At 71.8% G+C, this 20,512-nt stretch carries 18 protein-coding genes and 1 pseudogene; 7 read left to right on the top strand and 12 right to left on the bottom strand.

Going from position 1 to position 20,512, the window contains the following annotated elements; translation table 11 throughout:
• From GKQ77_RS10405 to GKQ77_RS10395, 3 genes are all read right to left on the bottom strand, one after another.
• Nucleotides 1-1,284, bottom strand: a 1,284-nt coding sequence (locus GKQ77_RS10405) for an L-aspartate oxidase (protein ID WP_219688427.1), incomplete at its 3' end; no start/stop codon positions are given.
• The gene (gene panC / locus GKQ77_RS10400) at nucleotides 1,281-2,285 is read right to left on the bottom strand and encodes a pantoate--beta-alanine ligase (RefSeq protein WP_219688426.1); all 1,005 of its coding nucleotides are present in this window, start codon (nucleotides 2,283-2,285) and stop codon (nucleotides 1,281-1,283) included. The genes panC and GKQ77_RS10405, both read right to left, overlap by 4 nt.
• Nucleotides 2,282-3,220 carry a Rossmann-like and DUF2520 domain-containing protein gene (locus GKQ77_RS10395; RefSeq protein WP_219688425.1) on the bottom strand — a complete coding sequence of 313 codons (939 nt, stop codon included), beginning with the start codon at nucleotides 3,218-3,220 and terminating at the stop codon, nucleotides 2,282-2,284. Before GKQ77_RS10395 ends, panC begins: the two co-directional genes overlap by 4 nt.
• Before the next feature lie 146 nt (nucleotides 3,221-3,366).
• On the opposite strand from GKQ77_RS10395, the gene GKQ77_RS10390 reads away from it, so the two are divergent.
• Nucleotides 3,367-4,512 carry a threonine aldolase family protein gene (locus tag GKQ77_RS10390; protein ID WP_219688424.1) on the top strand — a complete coding sequence of 382 codons (1,146 nt, stop codon included), beginning with the start codon at nucleotides 3,367-3,369 and terminating at the stop codon, nucleotides 4,510-4,512.
• Here GKQ77_RS10390 and GKQ77_RS10385 read toward each other — a convergent pair.
• Complete coding sequence (locus GKQ77_RS10385; protein WP_219688423.1) at nucleotides 4,469-4,714, bottom strand: hypothetical protein; 246 nt, start codon at nucleotides 4,712-4,714, stop codon at nucleotides 4,469-4,471. The genes GKQ77_RS10390 and GKQ77_RS10385 overlap by 44 nt on opposite strands.
• Before the next feature lie 238 nt (nucleotides 4,715-4,952).
• Here GKQ77_RS10385 and GKQ77_RS10380 point away from each other — a divergent pair, with 238 nt between their 5' ends.
• Nucleotides 4,953-6,062 carry a DUF5937 family protein gene (locus GKQ77_RS10380; RefSeq protein WP_219688422.1) on the top strand — a complete coding sequence of 370 codons (1,110 nt, stop codon included), beginning with the start codon at nucleotides 4,953-4,955 and terminating at the stop codon, nucleotides 6,060-6,062.
• Between the two features lie 43 nt (nucleotides 6,063-6,105).
• On the opposite strand, the gene GKQ77_RS10375 is transcribed toward GKQ77_RS10380, so the two are convergent.
• Both GKQ77_RS10375 and GKQ77_RS10370 read right to left on the bottom strand, forming a co-directional pair.
• Nucleotides 6,106-6,777, bottom strand: a complete 672-nt coding sequence (locus GKQ77_RS10375; protein ID WP_219688421.1) for a response regulator transcription factor — start codon at nucleotides 6,775-6,777, stop codon at nucleotides 6,106-6,108.
• A 95-nt stretch (nucleotides 6,778-6,872) separates the two neighbouring features.
• Nucleotides 6,873-8,075 carry a sensor histidine kinase gene (locus GKQ77_RS10370; protein ID WP_219688420.1) on the bottom strand — a complete coding sequence of 401 codons (1,203 nt, stop codon included), beginning with the start codon at nucleotides 8,073-8,075 and terminating at the stop codon, nucleotides 6,873-6,875.
• Between the two features lie 106 nt (nucleotides 8,076-8,181).
• Between GKQ77_RS10370 and GKQ77_RS10365 the strand changes: the two genes are divergently transcribed.
• On the top strand, nucleotides 8,182-9,216 hold the full coding sequence (locus GKQ77_RS10365) for an SAM-dependent methyltransferase (RefSeq protein ID WP_308117613.1): 1,035 nt from the start codon (nucleotides 8,182-8,184) through the stop codon (nucleotides 9,214-9,216).
• Here the strand turns inward: GKQ77_RS10365 and GKQ77_RS10360 are convergent.
• Complete coding sequence (locus tag GKQ77_RS10360) at nucleotides 9,181-10,344, bottom strand: NADH-quinone oxidoreductase subunit D (protein WP_219688419.1); 1,164 nt, start codon at nucleotides 10,342-10,344, stop codon at nucleotides 9,181-9,183. The genes GKQ77_RS10365 and GKQ77_RS10360 overlap by 36 nt on opposite strands.
• Nucleotides 10,345-10,466: 122 nt before the next feature.
• Between GKQ77_RS10360 and GKQ77_RS10355 the strand changes: the two genes are divergently transcribed.
• Nucleotides 10,467-10,976 carry a PH domain-containing protein gene (locus GKQ77_RS10355; RefSeq protein ID WP_219688418.1) on the top strand — a complete coding sequence of 170 codons (510 nt, stop codon included), beginning with the start codon at nucleotides 10,467-10,469 and terminating at the stop codon, nucleotides 10,974-10,976.
• 35 nt (nucleotides 10,977-11,011) lie between these two features.
• Entirely contained in the window at nucleotides 11,012-12,355 is a 1,344-nt protein-coding gene (locus GKQ77_RS10350; RefSeq protein WP_219688417.1) for a PH domain-containing protein, read from the top strand.
• Between the two features lie 141 nt (nucleotides 12,356-12,496).
• Here the strand turns inward: GKQ77_RS10350 and GKQ77_RS34100 are convergent.
• From GKQ77_RS34100 to GKQ77_RS10330, 4 genes and pseudogenes are all read right to left on the bottom strand, one after another.
• Nucleotides 12,497-13,413 (bottom strand): annotated as a pseudogene (locus tag GKQ77_RS34100) (v-SNARE N-terminal domain-containing protein).
• A 157-nt stretch (nucleotides 13,414-13,570) separates the two neighbouring features.
• A complete protein-coding gene (locus tag GKQ77_RS10340) occupies nucleotides 13,571-14,548 on the bottom strand; it encodes an ABC transporter substrate-binding protein (protein ID WP_219688416.1) in 978 nt (325 codons plus the stop codon).
• A 60-nt stretch (nucleotides 14,549-14,608) separates the two neighbouring features.
• Complete coding sequence (locus GKQ77_RS10335) at nucleotides 14,609-15,289, bottom strand: ABC transporter permease (RefSeq protein WP_219688415.1); 681 nt, start codon at nucleotides 15,287-15,289, stop codon at nucleotides 14,609-14,611.
• Nucleotides 15,286-16,014, bottom strand: coding sequence for an ABC transporter permease (locus tag GKQ77_RS10330; RefSeq protein ID WP_219688414.1), 729 nt, complete (start codon nucleotides 16,012-16,014; stop codon nucleotides 15,286-15,288). Before GKQ77_RS10330 ends, GKQ77_RS10335 begins: the two co-directional genes overlap by 4 nt.
• A gap of 158 nt (nucleotides 16,015-16,172) precedes the next feature.
• On the opposite strand from GKQ77_RS10330, the gene GKQ77_RS10325 reads away from it, so the two are divergent.
• Nucleotides 16,173-17,330 (top strand): ABC transporter ATP-binding protein, encoded by a 1,158-nt coding sequence (locus tag GKQ77_RS10325; protein ID WP_219688413.1) that lies wholly within the window; start codon nucleotides 16,173-16,175, stop codon nucleotides 17,328-17,330.
• A 57-nt stretch (nucleotides 17,331-17,387) separates the two neighbouring features.
• Here GKQ77_RS10325 and GKQ77_RS10320 read toward each other — a convergent pair whose 3' ends face one another.
• Nucleotides 17,388-18,509, bottom strand: coding sequence for an alpha/beta hydrolase (locus GKQ77_RS10320; protein ID WP_219688412.1), 1,122 nt, complete (start codon nucleotides 18,507-18,509; stop codon nucleotides 17,388-17,390).
• Nucleotides 18,510-18,734: 225 nt separating this feature from the next.
• On the opposite strand from GKQ77_RS10320, the gene GKQ77_RS10315 reads away from it, so the two are divergent.
• A partial coding sequence (locus tag GKQ77_RS10315; protein WP_219688411.1) for a phosphatidylglycerol lysyltransferase domain-containing protein occupies nucleotides 18,735-20,512 on the top strand: 1,778 nt, incomplete at its 3' end.

The raw sequence follows: 20,512 nt of genomic DNA, 5'->3' as shown, positions 1-20,512 counted from the left end.
GGCCGGCACGCGCGCGTGGAGGGCGTTCTCGGCGTGCTGGGCCGCGATGTCGGCGGCGATCCGCTCGGCGTAGACGAGGCCTTCGAGGAGGGAGTTGGAGGCGAGGCGGTTGGCGCCGTGCACGCCGGTGCAGGCGACCTCTCCGCAGGCGTACAGGCCCGGGACGGTGGTGCGGCCGTGCGGGTCGGTGCGGACGCCTCCGGAGGCGTAGTGCGCGGCCGGGGCGACGGGGATGGGCTCGGTGACCGGGTCGATGCCGTGGGCGCGGCAGGCGGCGAGGATCGTCGGGAAGCGGTTCTCCCACATGTGGGCGCCGAAGTGCCGGGCGTCCAGGTACATGTGGTCGGTGCCCTGCTCCTGCATGCGGCGCGTGATGCCCTTGGCGACGATGTCGCGGGGGGCCAGCTCGGCCAGCTCGTGCTGGCCGACCATGAAGCGCACGCCGTCGGCGTCGACGAGGTGCGCGCCCTCGCCCCGCACCGCTTCGGAGACCAGCGGCTGCTGGCCCTCGGCGTCGGCGCCGAGGAAGAGCACGGTGGGGTGGAACTGCACGAATTCGAGGTCGGAGACCTCCGCGCCCGCGCGCAGGGCGAGCGCGACGCCGTCGCCCGTGGACACGGACGGGTTGGTGGTCGCCGCGAAGACCTGGCCCATGCCGCCGGTGGCGAGGACCACCGCGGGGGCGTGGACGGCCCCCACGCCGTCGTGCTGGCCCTCTCCCATGACGTGCAGGGAGACACCGGCGGTGCGGCCGTCGGCGTCGGTCAGCAGGTCCAGGACCAGGGCGTTCTCGACGGTCGGTATGCCACGCGCGCGTACCGCCTCGACGAGGGCGCGGGAGATCTCCGCGCCGGTCGCGTCGCCGCCCGCGTGCGCGATGCGGCGGCGGTGGTGGCCGCCCTCGCGGGTCAGCTCGATGGCGCCCTCGGGGCCGGTGTCGAAGTGGGCGCCGGTCTCGATGAGGCGGCGTACGGCATCGGGGCCCTCGGTGACGAGGGTGCGCACGGCCGCCTCGTCGCACAGGCCCACGCCCGCCACCAGCGTGTCGTCCAGGTGCTGTTCGGGGGTGTCGCCCTCGCCGAGCGCGGCGGCGATACCGCCCTGTGCCCAGCGCGTGGAGCCGTCGTCCAGGCGGGCCTTGGTCACCACGACCGTCCTCAGGCCGGCGGCCGAGCAGCGCAGCGCGGCGGTCAGACCGGCCACTCCGGAGCCGACGACGACGAGGTCGGCGTCGAGGGACCAGCCCGGCGCGGGGGCGTGCAGCCGTATTCCGGTGGCACTCATACGGCGGCTCCGAAGGTCAGCGGGAGGTTGTCGATCAGCCGCGTCGAGCCGACCTTGGCGGCCACGGCGAGTACGGCGTCGCCGGTGTGGCCGGGGCGGACCTCGGTGAAGTCGGCGGGGTCCACGAGCGCCACGTAGTCCAGCTCCAGCGGAGGGCTCAGGCGTGCGGCCTCGTCGAGGACCTGGCGGGCCGCGGCGACGACGGCGGCGGGTCCGCCGGGCGCCGAGGGTGCGGCGGACTGCGCCACGGCGTGGGCATCGGCCGCCGCGCGGGACTCGCCGATCGCGCTGAGGGCGTCGGCACGCGCGAGGGTGGCGGGCGCGCTCGCGGCGCGGGCGCGCAGCGCCTCCTGCGCGGCGTGCCGGTCGCGGCCCGCGAAGAGCGCCCGGGAGAGGCAGAGCGCGGTGCGCCGCTCTTCGGGCGAGAGGTAGCGGTTGCGGCTGGAGAGGGCCAGGCCGTCGTCCTCGCGCACGGTGGGGACGCCGACGATCTCCACGTCGAAGTTGAGATCGCGGGTCATGCGGCGGATCAGGGCGAGCTGCTGGGCGTCCTTCTGCCCGAACAGCGCCACGTCGGGCCGGGTGAGGTGCAGCAGCTTGGCGACGACGGTGAGCATGCCGTCGAAGTGCCCGGGGCGCGTGGCCCCTTCGAGGACCGTGCCCATGGGGCCCGCGCTCACCCGGACCTGGGGCTCGCCGCCGGGGTAGACCTCGTCGACGCCGGGGGCGAACACCACATCCGCGCCCGCCTGCTCGGCGATCTTGACGTCGGCGTCGAGGGTGCGGGGGTAGCGGTCGAGGTCCTCGCCGGCGCCGAACTGGAGGGGGTTCACGAAGACCGTGACGACGACCTCGCCCTGGGGGCCCGCGATGCGGCGGGCCGCGCGGATCAGCGAGGCGTGCCCGTCGTGCAGGGCGCCCATGGTCATGACGACGGCTCGGTGGCCGTCACGCGCGCGTGTGCGCAGGGAGTCGGCGGTGTGCAGGAGGGCGGTGGTCATCGGCTGCCTCCTTCGGCTCCGCCGGTCCCGCCGGCGCCGTTGGCGAGGACGCCGAGGAGGTCTTCGGCCAGCTCCGGCTTGAGCAGTCCGTGGGCGAGGGCGCGGTCGGCGGTGGCGCGGGCCATCGCGAGGTACCCGGCGACGGTCTGCGGGGCGTGCTTGCGCAATTCGGCGACGTGGGCGGCGACGGTGCCGGCGTCGCCGCGTGCGACGGGGCCGGTGAGGGCCGCGTCGCCCGAGCGCAGCGCGTTGTCCAGGGCGGCGCCGAGGAGCGGGCCGAGCATCCGGTCGGGGGCCTCCACACCTGCGTCGCGCAGCAGCTCCATGGACTCGGCGACCAGGGTGACCAGGTGGTTCGCGCCGAGGGCGAGCGCCGCGTGGTACAGCGGGCGGTTCTCCTCGGCGATCCACTCGGGCTCGCCGCCCATCTCGATGACCAGGGCCTCCGCGGCCAGCCTCAGCTCCTCGGGCGCGGTCACGCCGAAGGAGCATCCGGCCAGGCGCTGGACGTCGACGGGGGTGCCGGTGAACGTCATGGCGGGGTGCAGCGCGAGGGGCAGGGCGCCGGCTCGCAGGGCGGGGTCGAGGACCTTGGTGCCGTACCGCCCGGAGGTGTGCACGAGGAGTTGTCCGGGGCGCACCGCGCCGGTCTCCGCGAGGCCTTCGACCAGGCCGGGCAGGGCGTCGTCGGGCACGGTCAGGAGCACCAGATCGGCCCGCTCCAGAACCTCGGCGGGAGGGACGAGGGGCACGTCGGGCAGCATGGCGGCGGCTCGGCGCACGGAGGCGTCGGAGACCCCGGACGCGGCCACCGGGCGGTGCCCGGCGAGCTGGAGCGCCGCGGCGAGCGCGGGGCCGACGCGGCCCGCTCCCACGACTCCCACCGTGAGCCTCGCGGGGCGCTCCCGCGGGTCTGGCTGATGCGATGCGTTCACGCGATGACGCCTTCCGTTCCAGTCCGCTCGGGGTACCGGACGATTTCTCGTCATGCTAACGCGATTGGTCGGCGCCGCGTCTTCCGCTGTCCACAGGCTGTGGCTATTCATATGACTGGCGCCGACGGGCGGGCCATTCTCGGAGGATGACTGCGAACGAAGCGACACCGGACACCCGCGCCAGGCGCTCGGCGGCGGCCTGCGCGGCCACCCGCACCCTGCACCGCTCGCCCCTGCACATCCCGCTGACCGAACGGTTCTCGGCGCTCGCGGCGGCCGCTCCCGGGATCGTCGGCGCGGACGAGGCGTCCGATGTCTACGGGGACGGTGTCGTCGCCACCCTGGAGGAGCGGGTCGCGCGTCTGCTCGGCAAGGAGGCGGCCGTCTTCTTCCCGACCGGCACGATGGCCCAGCAGGTCGCCCTGCGCTGCTGGGCGGGCCGCACCGGGAACGCGACGGTGGCGCTGCACCCCAGGGCGCACCCCGAACTCCACGAGGGGGACGCCTTCACCGCGGTCAGCGGACTGCGCACGGTGCACCCGACGGACGAGCCGCGCCTGCCCACGGCCGATGAAGTGCGGGACTTTCCCGAGCCCTTCGGGGCGCTGATGCTCGAACTGCCGCTCCGGGACGCCGGTTTCGTCCTGCCGACGTGGCAGGAGCTGGAAGCGGTCGTGGAGGCGGCACGCGAGCGGGAGGCGGTCGTGCACATCGACGGCGCCCGCCTATGGGAGTGCACGCCGCACTTCGGCCGCCCCCTGACGGAGATCGCGGGCCTCGCGGACACCGTGTACGTGTCGTTCTACAAGTCCCTGGAGGGGTTGAGCGGGGCCGCCCTCGCCGGGCCGCACACGCTGGTCGAGGAGGCGAGGGTGTGGCTCCATCGGTACGGGGGGCGGCTGTTCCAGCAGTTCCCGACCGCTGTCTCCGCCCTGCTCGGCCTGGAACGGGTCCTGCCGCGGCTGCCCGATTACGTCGCCCACGCGCGCGTGGTGGCACAGGCGCTGCACGAGGGGTTCACGGCCGCCGGGGTGGCCTGGTCGCGCGTACATCCGCAGCGGCCGCACACCCACCAGTTGCAGGTATGGCTGCCGTACGCGTCCGACGTACTGGAGGAGGCCGCACTGGGGCAGGCCGAGGAGACGAAGACCTTTCTGTTCGGCCGCTGGTTCGCGGACGGGCCGCCCGGCCTCTCGGTCACGGAGGTCACCGTGACCGAGGAGGGCCTGGGGTGGACGGCCGACGACGTCAGGGAAGCGGTCGCGGAGTTCGTGCGACGGCTCCCCCGCTGAGGCGCCCGCCTCGCGCGAGGCGGGCCAGGGCGGCGCGGAGCCTGCCGCGGGCGGGGCGTTCCGCCACGACCGCACGGAAGCGGCCGTAGTCGCGGACCTCGCGGACGACCTGCCAGTCGTGGTGGCCGGGCGCGGGCGCCACCGGCTCGCCGTGCTGGGCGGCTCGGTAGGTGTCGAGCAGGTACTGCTGGGTGACGCTCATGACGTATCGCCTCTCGGTACAAATGTTACTTATCGGGCAGTAAGGGTCGCGCTGTCCCAGGGACGGCCTCGCGGGGGCGAGCAGTGGGAGGGGAGGAACGTAAGTGAGAGGCCAGGAGGCTTCGATGGCTCCGGGCGATGACCTCAGAGTGCTCCCGTGAACCCGTCCCCGTCGCGTCGATTGACGGCGCTCGTCAATCGACGGCCGCGCTGTCAGTGGCGCGGTGCACCATGGGGACATGAGCGTGAGCATCGACATCAGCGGGCTGTCCCACCAGCGGATCCATGTCGTGCCCTCGCCCCTCGCCGAGCTGGGCATGGCGCTGCACGCGCTCTCCGAGCCGGGCCACCACCCGGGGCTCCAGGGCTGGGTGACGGCCGTCTCGGCGCGGCTGGAACCGTGCCTGGCGGACCGCCTGTGCGAGGCCGACTTCCTTTGGCGCTCGGCTTTCTCGGACGTGTTCGCGCCCTTCGCGGGCATCCCGGGGCAGAGCGCGCTCCCCGGGGCCACGCTCGCCGAGGAGCTGGACCTGCTGGACAAGCTGACGGACGAGCAGTTCGTAGACGCCGCCCTGGAGTTCACCTGCCAGTCGACGTCACATTCGGAGCCGGACCGCGCCATCCTGGGCGACCCCGCCGTGCAGCGGCGCGCACTGGACCTGGCGGCCGCCCGGGGCCCCCAGCAAGTGCGGTTCACCCAGCGGCTCCTGGACGAGCCACCGGCCGTGCGCGCGTGGCTGCGCCAGCTCCTGGAGGACTGCGAGGAGGCGTTCTTCGCCGACACCTGGGCCCGGCTGAGCCATCAACTGGCCGCGGACGCCCGCCACAAGACCGAGCTGCTGCGGCGCAAAGGCCTTGCGGAGGCCCTGAAGGCGATCTCCGGAGCGGTCTCCCTGGACGAGAGCGGCCACCGCATCACGGTCGACAAGATCACCACGGGTCATACGACCACGGGCCCCGGCGGCCTGGTGCTCGTCCCGACCAGCCTGGGCTGGCCGCATCTGATGGTGCTGCACCGCAGGGACTGGCAGGCCACCATCACGTACCCCATCAGCGCCCCCGGCCTCACCGCCCCGCCCACCGTGGAGCAGTTGACCCGCCGCATGTCCGCGCTCGCCCACCCGGTGCGGATGCGCCTGTGCCGCCACCTCGCGCGCGGGTCGTACACCACCAGCGAGCTGGCCGACGCGCACGGCATGACGGCGCCGGAGATATCCCGGCACCTGAGCGTCCTGAAGAAGGCCGACCTGATCACCACGCGCCGCCGGGGGCGCTATGTGCAGCACCAGCTGGACATCAGCGTGGTGTCACGGCTGGGCAGCGACTTCATCGAGGGCGTCCTGCGCTAGGGCCTGTCCGGACGCGGCCCAGGAGTTGCCCCCGGCACACGGACTAGGAGTTGCCCCCGGCCCGCACGAGCCCCGTCTCGTACGCGAGGACCACGACCTGCACCCGGTCCCGCAGCCCCAGCTTGGTCAGGATGCGGCCGACGTGCGTCTTCACGGTGGCCTCCGAGAGGACGAGCCGCGCCGCGATCTCGCCGTTCGACAGGCCCTGCGCGACGAGAATCATCACCTCGCGCTCACGGCCCGTCAGGCGCTCCAGCTCCTTGTGCTGCGGCTGCCCGCCCGCGTTCGGCAGCATCGGCGCGAAGCGGTCGAGCAGACGGCGCGTGGTGGAGGGCGCGACCACCGCGTCGCCGCTGTGCACGGAGCGGATCGCGGCGAGCAGCTCGCCCGGGGGCACGTCCTTGAGCATGAACCCGGAGGCGCCCGCCTTCAGCCCCGAGAAGGCGTACTCGTCGAGGTCGAAGGTGGTCAGGATCAGCACCTTCGGCGGGTTCGGGTCCTGGCAGACGCGCCGGGTCGTCTCGACGCCGTCCAGCTTCGGCATGCGTACGTCCATCAGCACCACGTCGACCTTGGTCGCGCGCAGCACCTCCAGGGCCTCGACACCGTCACCCGCCTCCGCGACGACCTCCATGTCCGGCTGCGCGGCCAGCACCATCCGGAACCCGGTGCGCAGTAGTACCTGGTCGTCGACGAGCATCACGCGGATCGACATCAAGGGAGTCCCTTCGAGGGGTCAGAGAACGGGTCGGGCGAACGGACGGGCAGGTGGGGGCCGGTGACAGGTGTCATCGCCGGACATGGTCGAGTTCAGTGTGCTGGTTTGAGCGGCAGGAGCGCGCTGATCCGGAAGCCGCCGCCGGGGCGCGGCCCCGCGTCCAGCGTGCCGCCGACCATGCCGACGCGCTCGCGCATGCCGATCAGGCCGTGCCCGCGGCCGTCGGCGCCGCCGTCCTCGTACAGCTCGTGCGGGGCGCCCTTGCCGTCGTCCTCGACGAGCAGCCCCAGGCCGTCGTCGAAGTAGACCAGGCGCACGCTCGCGCCCGCGTTCGCGCCACCGTGCTTGCGCGTGTTCGTGAGCGCTTCCTGCACGATGCGGTACGCGGTCAGCTCCACGCCGCTGGGCAGCGGGCGCGGGGTGCCCTCGACCTTGTAGTCGACGGGCAGACCGGACGTGCGCACCTGCTCTATCAACTCGTCGAGCTGTTCGACGTCGGGCTGCGGCACGTACTCGGAACCCTCCTCGGGCTCCCCCGTGCGCAGCACGCCGAGCAGGCGGCGCATCTCGGCGAGGGCCTGGCGGCCGGTGCCCGAGATGGTCTCCAGGGCCTTCTTGGCCTGGTCGGGCGCGGTGTCCATGACGTACGCGGCGCCGTCGGCCTGGACCACCATCACCGAGACGTTGTGCGCGACGACATCGTGCAGCTCGCGGGCGATGCGGGCCCGCTCGGCGGCGACCGCGACCTTGGACTGTGCCTCGCGCTCCCGCTCCAGGCGGTCGGCGCGCTCCTCCAACTGGGCCAGGTAGGCGCGGCGGGTGCGGATGGAGTCGCCGAGCACCCAGGCGAGCGCGAAGGGGACGATCTGGAAGATCGTGAAGAGGACGCTGCCGGCTACGGAGACGTCCGGCGGGGTCCACCGCATCATCGAGAGCGGAGCCGCGCAGAGGCCGCCCACCAGCGCGAACCGCGAGGCCCACCGCGCCCCGTCGGCCGCCGCCGTGTAGATGATCACCAGCATGGCGAAGTTGGCGGGCATCGCCTCCACGTCGAGGACGAGCTGGAAGACGCCGATGACGGTGACGAGCACCAGCATCTGCTCGGTCGCCCTCCGGCGCAGCGCGACCACCAGGGAGAGTCCGAGGGCGACCGGGATCGCCGCGACGCCCGGCGCGTCGCCGTTCGTCTCGGACATGGACACCAGACCGATCCCGGAGATCCCGAGCAGGACGAAGGCCCAGAAGCCGTCGACCCATGTCGGGTGCCTGCGGAGAAAGTCATAGAGGCGCTGCACGTAACCCAGCGTAGGCAGACCGACGGCACCCCGGGGTCAACCGGAGGTGCGATCCGCGTCGAGCGCGTGTACTCCCCAAGGTGGAGGCCCCCTTAGCCTGCGGTCTGTGACGTATGACGACGACGGTGCCGGGGTGAGTGTCCCGCGAGGCTGGCGCGAGGCCACGGAGACGGCCCTGTACGGCCCTGACGGCTTCTACCGCCGCCCTGAGGGCCCTGCGGGGCACTTTCGCACCTCCGTGCACGCCTCGCCCCTCTACGCGGCCGCCGTGGCCCGGCTGCTGTGCCGCGTCGACGAGGTGCTTGGCCACCCGGAAGAGGTCGCCTTCGTGGACATGGGCGCGGGCCGTGGCGAACTGACCGCAGGCGTGCTCGCTACGCTGCCCCCCGATGTGGCGGCACGCGTGCGTGCGTACGCGGTGGAGCGCGCGGAGCGCCCGGCGGGCCTCGACCCGCGCGTCGACTGGCGGGCCGCTCCGCCGGCCGGCGTGACGGGTCTGCTCTTCGCCAACGAGTGGCTGGACAACGTCCCCGTGGACGTCGCCGAGGTGGCCGCCGACGGGACGACGCGCCGGGTGCTCGTACGCGACGACGGCACCGAGTCGCTGGGCGAGCCCGCCGACGGCCCCGATGCCGCGTGGCTGGCGCGCTGGTGGCCTCTTGAGGCCGAGCCCGGACTGCGCGCGGAGATCGGCCGGACCCGGGACGAGGCGTGGGCGGCGGCCGTGGCGTCCCTGGAGCGCGGTCTGGCGGTCGCCGTGGACTACGCGCACGCCCGGGAGGCCCGCCCGCCCTTCGGGACGCTCACGGGCTTCAGGGCGGGCCGTGAGACGGCTCCGGTGCCGGACGGGAGCTGTGACATCACCGCGCATGTGGCGCTGGACGCCTGCGCGGCGGAGGGTGCCGCGCTGCTCACCCAGCGGGCGGCGCTCGGCGCGCTCGGGGTGAGCGGCGGCCGCCCCCCGCTGTCGCTGGCCTCCGAGGACCCCGCCGCGTACGTACGCGCCCTCGCGCGCGCGGGGCAGGCCGCCGAGCTGACGGCGTCCGGCGGGCTCGGGGATTTCGGGTGGCTGGTGCAGCCCGTCGGCGTCCCCGCGGCCGCCGCGCTACTTGTCGATGTCGCCGACCACGAAGAAGAGTGACCCGAGGATCGCCACCATGTCCGCGACGAGCTGCCCCGGAAGCAGCTCGGCCAGCGCCTGGATGTTGTTGTACGAGGCCGAGCGCAGCTTCAGGCGGTAGGGGGTCTTCTCGCCCTTGGAGACCAGGTAGTAGCCGTTGATGCCGAGGGGGTTCTCGGTCCACGCGTACGTGTGGCCCTCGGGGGCCTTGAGGACCTTCGGCAGGCGCTGGTTGATCGGGCCCTGCGGGAGTTCCGCGATCCGGTCAAGGCAGGCGTCGGCGAGGTCGAGGGCGTTGTGGGTCTGCTCCAGAAGGCACTCGAAGCGGGCCAGGCAGTCGCCCTCTTGGCGCGTGACGACCTTCAGGGTGTCCTGGAGTTCGGCGTACGCCAGGTAGGGCTCGTCGCGGCGCAGGTCGAAGTCGACCCCGGAGGCGCGGGCGATGGGGCCGCTCACTCCGTAGGCGTGCACCGCCTCGGGACTCAGGACGCCGACACCGCGCGTACGGCCCCGGAAGATCTCGTTGCCCAGCACCAGGTTGTCGTACACGTCCATGCGCGAACGCACCGACGCGACGGCCTCCCGCGCGCGGGTCGTCCACCCCGCGGGCAGGTCCTCCTTGAGGCCGCCCACGCGGTTGAACATGTAGTGCATACGGCCGCCGGAAATCTCCTCCATGACGTTCTGCAGCTCCTCGCGCTCGCGGAACGCGTAGAACACCGGGGTGATTCCGCCCAGTTCGAGGGGGTACGACCCGAGGAACATCAGGTGGTTGAGCACGCGGTTCAGCTCCGCGAGCAGGGTGCGTGTCCACACCGCGCGCTCGGGGACCTCCATGCCGAGCATCCGCTCGACGGCGAGGACCACGCCGAGTTCGTTCGAGAAGGCCGACAGCCAGTCGTGGCGGTTGGCCAGCATCACGATCTGCCGGTAGTCCCGGGCCTCGAAGAGCTTCTCCGCGCCGCGGTGCATATAGCCGATCACCGGCTCCGCGTGCTGGATGCGCTCGCCGTCCAGGACGAGGCGCAGACGGAGCACTCCGTGCGTGGACGGGTGCTGGGGGCCGATGTTGAGCACCATGTCGGTGCTCTCGGCCGCGCCGCCGATGCCGAGCGTGGTCTGCGTGGTGGTCTCCGCCGTGGGACTCATGCGCACAGTCTCTCGCACGCGCTCCCCGCGTACGCGGCTGGCGGGCCCGCCCTTTCGTCCGGGCCGTACGCGGTTGTCCACAGGCCCGCACGACTGTCGGAGGGCATACGTACGCTGGGGGCATGGAAACGGGGACGTCAGGGACCGCTGGACCGGCGGGGGAACGGGTCGAGCCGGTGTGGACGGGGCTGCCACGGGGGCTGCTCAGGATGCGGCGGCTGCTGCTTGTGGTCTGGCTGGTGCCGCTCACGGCGGCCACCGGAGTGCTGCTCGGCCTCTTCGCGGGCCCGGCGTGGGCGGCCTTCGCGCTGGTGCCGCTGGCCTTCCTGGTGTGGGGCTGGCCGATGGTGGAGCGCAACTGGCTCACGTGGCGGTATGCCGAGCGCGACGACGACCTGCTCATCAGCCGGGGCGTGCTGTGGCGCGAGGAGACCGTGGTGCCGTACGGCCGGATGCAGCTCGTCGAGGTGACCTCCGGGCCCGTGGAGCGGCACTTCGGCCTGGCGAGCGTGCAGCTGCACACCGCTGCCGCCGCCACCGACGCGCGCATCCCGGGCCTGCTCCCCGAGGAGGCCGAGCGGCTGCGCGACCGGCTGACGGAGCTGGGCGAGGCCAGATCGGCGGGGCTGTGAGCGGCGTACCGGAGACCTCGGCCGGCAGCGGGGCTGTGAGCGGAGTACCGGAGAGCTCGGCCAGCAGCGGGGCGGTGGGGAGCGGGGGCGTGACCGAGCGGCGGCTGCACCCCGTGACGCCGCTGCGCCGCGCCTGGGCACCCTTCGCGGTCCTGGTGGGCTGGGCCGTCCACGACCCGAACGGCACACAGCAGCGCCTCTCCGCGCTGACCACCACGACCCTGCTCCTGGGCAGCGCGGCCGTGCTCATCGGCGGCGCCGCGTACGGCTTCCTGAGCTGGTGGTTCACCCACTTCGCGGTCACCGACACCGAACTGCGCATCCGCACCGGCCTGTTCTTCCGGCGCACCGCCCATATCCGCCTCGACCGGCTCCAGGCCGTCGACGTGACGCGGCCGCTGCTCGCCCGGATAGCGGGGGTCGCCAAGCTGAAGCTGGACGTCGTCGGCGCCGAGAAGAAGGACGAGCTGGCCTACCTCGGCGAGCGCGACGCCACCGAACTGCGCGCCGAACTCCTCGCGCGGGCAGCCGGTTTCGCCCCCGAGAAGGCGCGTGAGGTCGGCGAGGCGCCGGTGCGCGGCCTGCTGCACGTGCAGCCGCGCATGCTCGCCTTCTCCCTGATGCTGACCGGCGCCCCCTGGGTGATGCTCGTCGCCGCGACCGTCGTCCCGACGGTCCTGTGGTTCGCCACGCACAACCTGTGGACAGTGCTCGCCACCGGCCTGCCCATACTGGGCGGCGCGTTCGCGAGCAGCGGCGGGCGCTTCATCAAGGAGTACGACTGGACGGTGGGCGAGTCCCCGGACGGCCTGCGCATCGACCACGGGCTGCTCGACAAGGCACACGAGACGGTGCCACCGGGGCGCGTGCAGACCGTGCACATCGTGCAGCCCCTGCTGTGGCGGCGGTACGGCTGGGTGCGGGTGGAGCTGGACGTGGCGGGCTCGGCCAACACCGTGCTGGTGCCGGTGGCGCCGCGGGAGCTGGCGGAGGCGGTGATCGCCCGCGTCCTGCCGGGCGCGCGCGTGCCGGAGCCCGCCGAGCTGTCCCGGCCTCCCGCGCGGGCGGCGTGGTGCGTGCCGCTCTGGTGGAAGGGGTACGGACTCGTGGTCACCGACGCCGTCTTCGCGGCACGGCACGGTCTGCTCAAGCGGCGCCTGTCGCTGGTGCCGCACGCCAAGGTGCAGAGCGTGCGGCTCTCACAGGGGCCCTGGGAGCGGTACAAGGGCGTGGCCGACGTACGGGTGGACACGGGCGCCAACAAGACGGTGACGGCCCGCCTGCGCCCCGCCGAAGAGGCGGCCACGCTCCTCCACTCCCAGGCGTCCCGCTCCCGCACGGGCCGCGACAGGGCCCGCCCGGACCGCTGGATGGCGTAAGCGGGGGGCTGCGCCCCGTAGAAGCGGGCGCGGGTTGCGCCCCGTAAGGGGCGCGGGGAACTGCGCGACCAGCCACGACGCGCCCGCAGGAGACGACCCACCCGCCGAACCCGCACCCCACAGCCAGCGGAGCAACGACGCTCACGCCCGAAGGGCAGTCCGCAACTCCCCCACATCAATCTGCTCGGTCTCATCATGCGCCGTCAGATCAACAACCTGCCCGTCCGCCTGATGGACCGCAAGGGCCTCCTCACCCACCACGTCGGCAAGATCCTCGTCCTGCACGGACTCCAGCGCGGCCGGAGCCGCCCCGGCCGCCCCCGCCGAACCCTTCGTACCGAAGAAGTCGAACCCACCCTGGGGCATGGGGCGCCGCGCCTGAACGGGCGGCGCGACGGCGACCGCGCGCTCGTGCCCGCCGAATCCGTCGGCCGCCCCGGACTTCCCCGGGCGGTCACCCCGAGAAGCGTCATCGGCTTCGTGCGGGACAGCGAGATGATCGAGCGCCGCGTTGGCCCGCAGGAAGAGCGAGGCCGTGAGGCCCCCGTGCCAGAACCCGTGCCGGAAGCCGGAAGCTCCGGCGCCGACGAGGACGAGGGCGAGGACGCCTCGATGGCAAGCAGCCGCCGCCCCTCAAGGGCACTGGCCCGCTCAGTCTCCGCGGTCGCGTACCGCCGAAGCAGCGCAGCGTGTTCGTTGCGCAGCGCGGCAAGCTCGGAACGCTTGGCGCGCAGCTTGGTCTCCAGCTTGCCCCGCAGCTCGCGGGACTCGTCGAGGTCGGACTCGACCTCGGCTATCCGCTCCTCGTGGCGCCACTCGTCGCTCGCTCTGGCGCGCGTGAGTTCGGCGACGCGCTTGCCGGCCGCCTGGTCCCAGCGGCGCATGACGACCGAGCCGACGACCGCGGCGGCCGCCGCGGCGGCGACGAGCCCGCGGAGCACGATCGGTTCCGCGAACATCCAGGCGCCGCCGGCGCAGAGAACAGAGACGCCTGCGACCGTCGAAGGAGGAAGCAGCCTGTGCAGGGGTGGGGAATGGCGGTGACGTCCACGTGGCATGGCCAGAAACTTACCGCGCGTAGGCGAAGTCCGGAGCCCCGCCCGCCAAAAAGCAGGTGCCACTTCCATAACTCGCCACAACTCCCCACCCCTCCTCCGCTTTGCTCCAGCGGTCAACCTCCGCTTCGACCCCGGAACTTCCCTGGCGGCGCCTTGATCAACTTCCGATCAGACCCTTCGACTCCAGATACTCCTGCGCGACATCCGCTTCCTTCTGACGCTCCTCATCGACCTTCCGGTTGAGTTCGATGAGGTCTTCCGTCGTGAGCGTCTTGGTCAGCTTCGCGAGCGCGTCGGCTATCTCCTTGCCGCCCGCTTCCTTGGCGTTGACGACAGGAAGGATGTTGTCCGCGTTCTGCAGCTTCTTGTCGTCCTCGAGGATCACGAGGTCGTAGTTCTTCAGCGTCGCGTCGGTCGTCGTGGTCAGCACCAGCTGGTCCGTGCCGTTCTTGACGGCCTGCTTGGACTGCGTGGTGCCGACGCCCTTGGGGTCGATTCCGGTGACATCGATCCCGTACTTTTTCTTCAGGCCGGGCGCGCAGAACGGCCGGGTCTCGCATTCGTCACCCGCCGCGATCCTGACCTTCTCCCCCGACTTGCCGAGATCCGAGAGGGTCTTGAGCTTGTGCTTCTCGGCGTATTCCTTGGACACCGCGAACGCGTTCTGGTCGACCGCCTCGCCCGCCGGGAGCACCTTCAGGCCCTGCGGCTTCGCAAGCTTCTCCAGTGCACTCACTGTCGTGTCGAGATCGCTGGAGGCGACGGTCTTCGCCTTCGGGCCGTTCTTCTCGAGGTTGAGGAATTCCGCGAGCGTCGCCGCGTATTCGGGCGCGATGTCGATCGAGCCCTTCTTCAGTTCGGGCTTGTAGATCTCGCGGTTCTGCACGGTCTTGACCTGCGCGTCATATCCGGCCTCCTCGAGAACGCCCACGTACAGCTCGGCGAGGACCTTCTGCTCGGTGAAGCGCGCCGAACCCACCACGAGCGAGCCCTTCTTGCCGTCGCCCGCCTTGTCCGCCCCCTTGCCGTCGTCCTCCAGGCTGTCCCCGCCGCACGCGGCGAGACCCGCGGTCAGCGCCACGACGGCCGCGGCCGTCCCTGCCATCCGTCGCGCGCGACGCGTTGTGCTGTTCATCGGTGAACCACCATTTCGAAAGGGAGACACGAGAAGGGAGAAAGGGAGAGAAGACAGGACTCAGTGGGCCGATCCGCCGGACCGCCGCATCGGGTCGAAGACACGCCCGGCCACCACCAGGGCGCCCTCCACCAGGAGCGCGAGCAGCGCCACCAGGAAGGCGCCCGCGACTACCTGGGGCGTGTTCTGCAGGTTGAACCCGGCGGTGATGATCCGGCCGAGGCCGCCCTCGCCCGCCATCGCGGCGAGCGTGGCCGTCGCGACGACCTGCACCCCCGCCGAGCGGACACCGGTCATGATCAGCGGATATGCGAGCGGCAGCTCGACCCGTGCGAACAGCTGCCCGCCGCTCATGCCCATCCCGCGCGCCGCCTCCACCACAGCCCGGTCGACCTCGCGCATCCCGAGGTAGGCGTTGGTCAGCAGCGGCGGCACGGCGAACAGGACCAGCGCGATCAGCGTCGGCGCGTCGCCGTGCTCACCGAGCGGGGTGAGCGTGAGCAGGATCAGCAGGGCGAGCGTGGGCACCGCACGGCCGACGTTGGAGATGTTGACCGCGAGGGCGCCGCCCTTGCCGATGTGGCCGAGGTAGAGCGCGAGGGGCAGTGCGATCAGGCAGGCGACGGCGAGGCAGACCCCGCTGAAGTACAAATGCTCGGCCAGGCGGTGCCACACCCCCTTCTCGCCCTGCCAGTTGGCGCCCGTGGTCAGCCAGTCGTACGCACCGGTGATCGCGTTCATGCAGGTTCAGCCACCTTGGCCACGGCCGCCTTGCGCGCGGCGCGGCTCGTCCGTATTCGGTGGACCCTCGTCCACGGCGTCAGCCACCGCTGGAGCCCGAGCAGCAGCAGGTCGGCGACGACGGCCAGCAGCACGCAGAGCACGGACGCCGTGAGCACCTGCGCCTTGAAGGTCGTGTCGAGGCCGTCGAGGATCAGCGTGCCGAGGCCGCCGTAGTCGACGATGGCGCCGACGGTCGTCAGCGCGACCGTGGAGACCGTGGTGATGCGGACGCCGGCCAGCAGCGCGGGCAGCGCGAGCGGCAGCTCCACCTCCCACAGGAGCCTCAAGGGGCCGTACCCCATGCCCCTGGCGGCGTCGCGTGCCTCTTCGGGGACGGCTTGGAGACCGGCCAGGATGTTGCGCACGAGGACCGTCAGGGAGTACAGCACAAGGCCCGTGACGACCAGCGAGACCGAGAGTCCGAAGAACGGCAGGAGCAGCGAGAACATCGCGAGCGAGGGGACCGAGTACAGCACGGTCGTCACGCCGAGGATGGGCCCCGACAGGAAGCGCCACCGCCGGGCGAGGAGCGCGAGCGGCAGGGACACGGCGAGGCCTATCGCCACCGAGGCGAGCGTGATCCCGATGTGCTGAAGGGTCGCGTCGGTCAGCTCCTGGCTGCGCGAGCGGAGGTACTCCCCGCAGATCCAGTCGTTCGTCACCAGACAGTTCTGCTCGGCCACGCGCCCCACCTCCCCCGAATCCACGAACGTATGCCGCACACACGTCCCCCCGTGTCTGGCGACCCTAACGCGCGGCACTGACAATCGCCGAGACTCCTCGTGCGGCCGCAACACAGCCGTCACGCACAGCCCGTCACCGCCCGGCACAATGGGGAAACATGATCCGGTTCGAGCACGTCACCAAGCGTTACGCGGACGGCACCACGGCCGTCGACGATCTGTCCTTCGAGGTCGCCGAGGGTGAACTGGTCACGCTCGTCGGCCCGTCGGGCTGCGGCAAGACGACCACGATGAAGATGGTGAACCGGCTCATCGAGCCGAGTGAGGGCCGGATATTCGTCGACGGGGACGACATATCCGCCATCGACCCCGTGCAACTGAGACGCCGCATCGGCTACGTCATCCAGCAGGTCGGCCTCTTCCCGCACAAGACCGTCCTGGAGAACACGGCGACCGTGCCGCACCTGCTCGGCGTCAAGCGCGGCAAGGCCCGCGAGCGCGCCGCCGAACTACTCGACCTGGTCGGCCTCGACCCGTCCGTCTTCGGCGACCGCTACCCCGAGCAGCTTTCCGGGGGCCAGCGCCAGCGCGTCGGCGTGGCCCGCGCCCTGGCGGCCGATCCGCCGGTGCTCCTCATGGACGAGCCGTTCGGCGCGGTCGACCCGGTAGTGCGCGAGCATCTGCAGAACGAGTTCCTGCGCCTGCAGCAGGCCGTGCGCAAGACGGTCCTTTTCGTCACGCACGACATCGAGGAGGCCGTCCGCCTCGGCGACCGCATCGCGGTCTACGGAGAGGGCCGCATCGAGCAGTTCGACACCCCCTCGACGGTCCTCGGCGCCCCCGCCAACGCGTACGTGGCCGACTTCGTCGGCGCCGACCGGGGCCTGAAGCGGCTCTCCGTGACCCCGATCGAGGAGGGCGACCTGGAACAGCCCCCCGTGGTGCACCTGGACGACGCGCTGCCCAAGGACCTCGACGCCCGCTGGGCGGTGGTCCTGGACGGCGACAACAACCTGCACGGCTGGATCTCCGCCGAGCACGCGCGCGTGGGCGACGGCACGGTCCGCGAGCACGCCCGCCGCATGGAGGCGTGGCTGCCGGTGGGGGCGAGCCTGAAGCAGGCGTTCGCGACGATGCTCCAGCACGACGCGGGCTGGATCGCGGTCATCGACAAGGAGAGCGAGGGCCGCTTCCTGGGCGTGCTGACACCGGCGAGGCTGCATGAGGCCCTGCGCCGCTCGACGGCGGCGGACGCCCGTGACATCGCGCGGGCAGAGGTCGAGCTGGAGACGATCGCGGCGATCGGCGCCGACTGAACCGCGGTTCTCCGGGGCCGCCGGGCTGACCGTGGGTCATCCGGGCCACCGGGTCCGTCAGTTGTGGCTGAGCCGTCCGCTCATCCACTGGAGGGTGGCGGGGATCTCCCTGCGCCAGGTGTTGAAGTTGTGCCCCCCGCTTTCGAGCGTGATCGACGACACGCGCGTGGGCTCCTTCACCTTGTCGATGAACTTCAAGGTGTCCTGGTAGTTGTCCTCGCCCTTCTTGCTGGTGGTCACCAGCAAGGAGGTCTTGGGCGCCGGCTTGTGGTCGAGGTACCACATGAGGTCGGCCTCGCGCTCCAACTGCTTGTCACCGTGGAAGAGATCGCCGGTGGTGACGTCGATGGGGGCCTTGTAGTACGCCGAGAGCCCCGCCGCGGCGCCGTACTTGTCGGGGTGGTGCATGGCGAGCTTGAGGGCGCAGTAGCCGCCCGTGGAGTCGCCGATGATGCCCCAGTTCCGGGCCTTGGTGCCCACCCTGTAGTGCTGCGAGAGGGCGTCGGGCAGGTCCTTGGCGAAGAACGTCTCGGTCTGCGGGCCGCCGGGGATGTCCACGCACTCCGTGTCGCGCGGCGGCGCCACGGTCGGCCGCATCATGACCAGGATCATCGGCTGCATCTTGCCGTCGCCGGCCAGCTTGTGGGCGGTCTGGGGGTAGTGCAGCCCTTTGATGAGCGCCTCGGCGGTGCCCGGGTAGCCGGTGAGGGCCACGGCAGCGGGGAACGTGCGGTCGCGGTACTGCGGCTGGAAGTACTCGGGCGGCAGGTAGACGTAGGCGGGGCTGCCTATCCGTGACTCCTTGCCGCCGACCTCGATCTTCTGGATCTGGCCGCCCAGTGACGGGCGGCTGCCGCCGGGCACGTTCACGGTCTGGGTGTCGACGACCTTGACGGGCCCCGATCCCCCTTTGGCCGGATCGTGGTCCACCACTATCCCCGGGCTCGTCTCCTGGCCGAAGAGGTCGGCCCAGGTGGCGTAGAAGCCGAAGGCCTGGTTGGCCGCGAGACCCACCGATGCGAAGATCGCGATCTGGGTGGCAAGGAGCAGCCCCACGCGGCCGGTGACGGCCTTCCAGGAGCGGCGGGCCAGCCGGGGCCAGAGCCAGATCGTGCCGAAGAAGAGCAGTACGGCCAGCAAGACCGCAAGGGCGAGGACCTTGTTGCTCGTGAGACCCATAGGGTGTTCCTGCCTGCGCTTTCTACTACCGTTGCCTCGGGGTTCCGGGCTGTTGCTCGCCTAGGATGTTGCCCGAGCTTCTCCAGCCGTTTCCGGTGCGGAATGAACCCGTTTCCCTGAAGGACCGTCCTAGAGGGCGCAAAGGTGCCGGATGCCGTTTTGGCACCGGATTCAAGCTCTCTCGCAGAACTACAGGATGCGATGTCTGTCAGGATAGATGGCGAAATGTCGGGTGGGGTTCCGGGCGGTGACGACCGGCACCGCGACGGCCGCCTCCACCGGATACTGCGCGGCCCGCGCCCCGAGGCCGTGCCGACCCTCGTCGCCAGAGCCTGCACGATCGTAGGCCTGCTGAACGTGGCGGCAGGTGTCTTCCCCCGCTTCCGGCACAGCCGCATGCACGCCATCGCCGAGGTCCTGCCCGGCGCGCTCGGCCCCTTCGCGGCCGCGCTCGCGCTCAGCTCCGGCATTCTGCTGCTCCTGCTCGCCCACGGCCTGCGGCGCCACAAGCGGCGGGCCTGGCGGGCCGCCGTGGTGCTGCTGCCCGCGGGAGCCGTGGCGCAGTTCACATACCGGCACTCGGTGATCGGTGTCGTGATCTCGCTCGCGCTCCTCGCGCTGCTCCTGCGCCATCGGAGTGAGTTCACGGCCCTGCCCGACCCGCGCAGCCGCTGGCGGGCGCTGGCCAACTTCGTCCTCCTCGGAGCGGGTTCCATCCTGCTGGGGCTGGTGATCGTAAGCGCCCACCCCGGCAAGGTCATCGGGGACCCCAGTATCACCGAACGCCTCCAGCACGTCCTCTACGGCCTCTTCGGCTTCGAGGGCCCGGTCGGCTATTACGGCAGTACGTCCTGGACCGTCGGCTTCTCCCTCGGCGCCCTCGGCATGCTCACCGCCCTCACCACCATCTACCTGGCCTTCCGCCCCGAGCACCCGGCCGCCCGCCTCACCGAGGACGACGAGACGAGGCTGCGCGCCCTGCTCGACCGGCACGGCGCCCGCGACTCGCTCGGCCACTTCGCGCTCCGCCGCGACAAGGGCGTCGTCTTCTCCCCCAGCGGCAAGGCCGCCGTCACCTACCGCGTCGTCTCCGGAGTGATGCTCGCCAGCGGCGACCCGATCGGCGACGTCGAGGCCTGGCCCGGCGCCATCGAGCGCTTCATGGACGAGGCGAAGGCCCACTCCTGGACGCCCGCCGTCATGGGCTGCTCCGAGACGGGCGGCGAGGTCTGGACCCGCGAGACCGGCCTCGACGCGCTCGAACTGGGCGACGAGGCGGTGGTGGACGTCGCGGATTTCTCCCTGTCCGGGCGTGCGATGCGCAACGTACGCCAGATGGTCAAGCGGATCGAGCGCAATGGCTACGAGACGCGCGTACGGCGCATCCGTGACCTCGGTGAGCAGGAGCTCGCCAAGATCCAGCGCGCCGCCGACGACTGGCGCGGCACCGACACCGAGCGCGGCTTCTCCATGGCGCTCGGCCGCATCGGCGACCCGAACGACGGCGACTGCCTGATCGCCACCGCCCACAAGGCCGACGAGGAAGCGGGCCCCTACGGAGACCTCAAGGCCGTCCTCCACTTCGTCCCCTGGGGCAAGGACGGCGTCTCCCTGGACCTCATGCGCCGCGACCGCTCGGCCGACCCCGGCATGAACGAGCTGCTGATCGTGGCCGCCCTCCAGGCCGCCCCGAAGCTCGGCATCACGCGCGTTTCGCTCAACTTCGCGATGTTCCGCGCGGCCCTCGCCCGCGGCGAGAAGATCGGCGCGGGCCCGGTCCTGCGCGCCTGGCGGGGCCTGCTGGTCTTCCTGTCCCGCTGGTTCCAGATCGAGTCCCTGTACAAGTTCAACGCGAAGTTCCGCCCCCGCTGGGAGCCCCGCTTCGTCGTCTACCGCTCCAGCAAGGACCTGCCCCGCATCGGCTTCGCCGCCATGCAGGCCGAGGGCTTCGTCACCCTCGCCCTCCCCCGCTTCCTGCGCAGGGGCACCACCCAGCCCCGCCC

The sequence above is a fragment of the Streptomyces anatolicus genome (genome assembly GCF_019400875.1).
Lineage (GTDB): Bacteria > Actinomycetota > Actinomycetes > Streptomycetales > Streptomycetaceae > Streptomyces > Streptomyces anatolicus.
Note: the sequence above shows the minus strand (reverse complement) of the source record. Positions and strands in the feature narration are given on the sequence as shown.

Excerpts from the sequence above, each read along its gene's own strand:
- GKQ77_RS10355 (WP_219688418.1), top strand. The coding sequence starts at position 10,467 with ATGGAAACGGGGACGTCAGGGACCGCTGGACCGGCGGGGGAACGGGTC.
- GKQ77_RS10375 (WP_219688421.1), bottom strand. The coding sequence starts at position 6,777 with ATGTCGATCCGCGTGATGCTCGTCGACGACCAGGTACTACTGCGCACC.
- panC (WP_219688426.1), bottom strand. The coding sequence starts at position 2,285 with ATGACCACCGCCCTCCTGCACACCGCCGACTCCCTGCGCACACGCGCG.
- GKQ77_RS10335 (WP_219688415.1), bottom strand. The coding sequence starts at position 15,289 with ATGAACGCGATCACCGGTGCGTACGACTGGCTGACCACGGGCGCCAAC.
- GKQ77_RS10390 (WP_219688424.1), top strand. The coding sequence starts at position 3,367 with ATGACTGCGAACGAAGCGACACCGGACACCCGCGCCAGGCGCTCGGCG.
- GKQ77_RS10340 (WP_219688416.1), bottom strand. The coding sequence starts at position 14,548 with ATGAACAGCACAACGCGTCGCGCGCGACGGATGGCAGGGACGGCCGCG.
- GKQ77_RS10385 (WP_219688423.1), bottom strand. The coding sequence starts at position 4,714 with ATGAGCGTCACCCAGCAGTACCTGCTCGACACCTACCGAGCCGCCCAG.
- GKQ77_RS10325 (WP_219688413.1), top strand. The coding sequence starts at position 16,173 with ATGATCCGGTTCGAGCACGTCACCAAGCGTTACGCGGACGGCACCACG.
- GKQ77_RS10380 (WP_219688422.1), top strand. The coding sequence starts at position 4,953 with ATGAGCGTGAGCATCGACATCAGCGGGCTGTCCCACCAGCGGATCCAT.
- GKQ77_RS10360 (WP_219688419.1), bottom strand. The coding sequence starts at position 10,344 with ATGAGTCCCACGGCGGAGACCACCACGCAGACCACGCTCGGCATCGGC.
- GKQ77_RS10320 (WP_219688412.1), bottom strand. The coding sequence starts at position 18,509 with ATGGGTCTCACGAGCAACAAGGTCCTCGCCCTTGCGGTCTTGCTGGCC.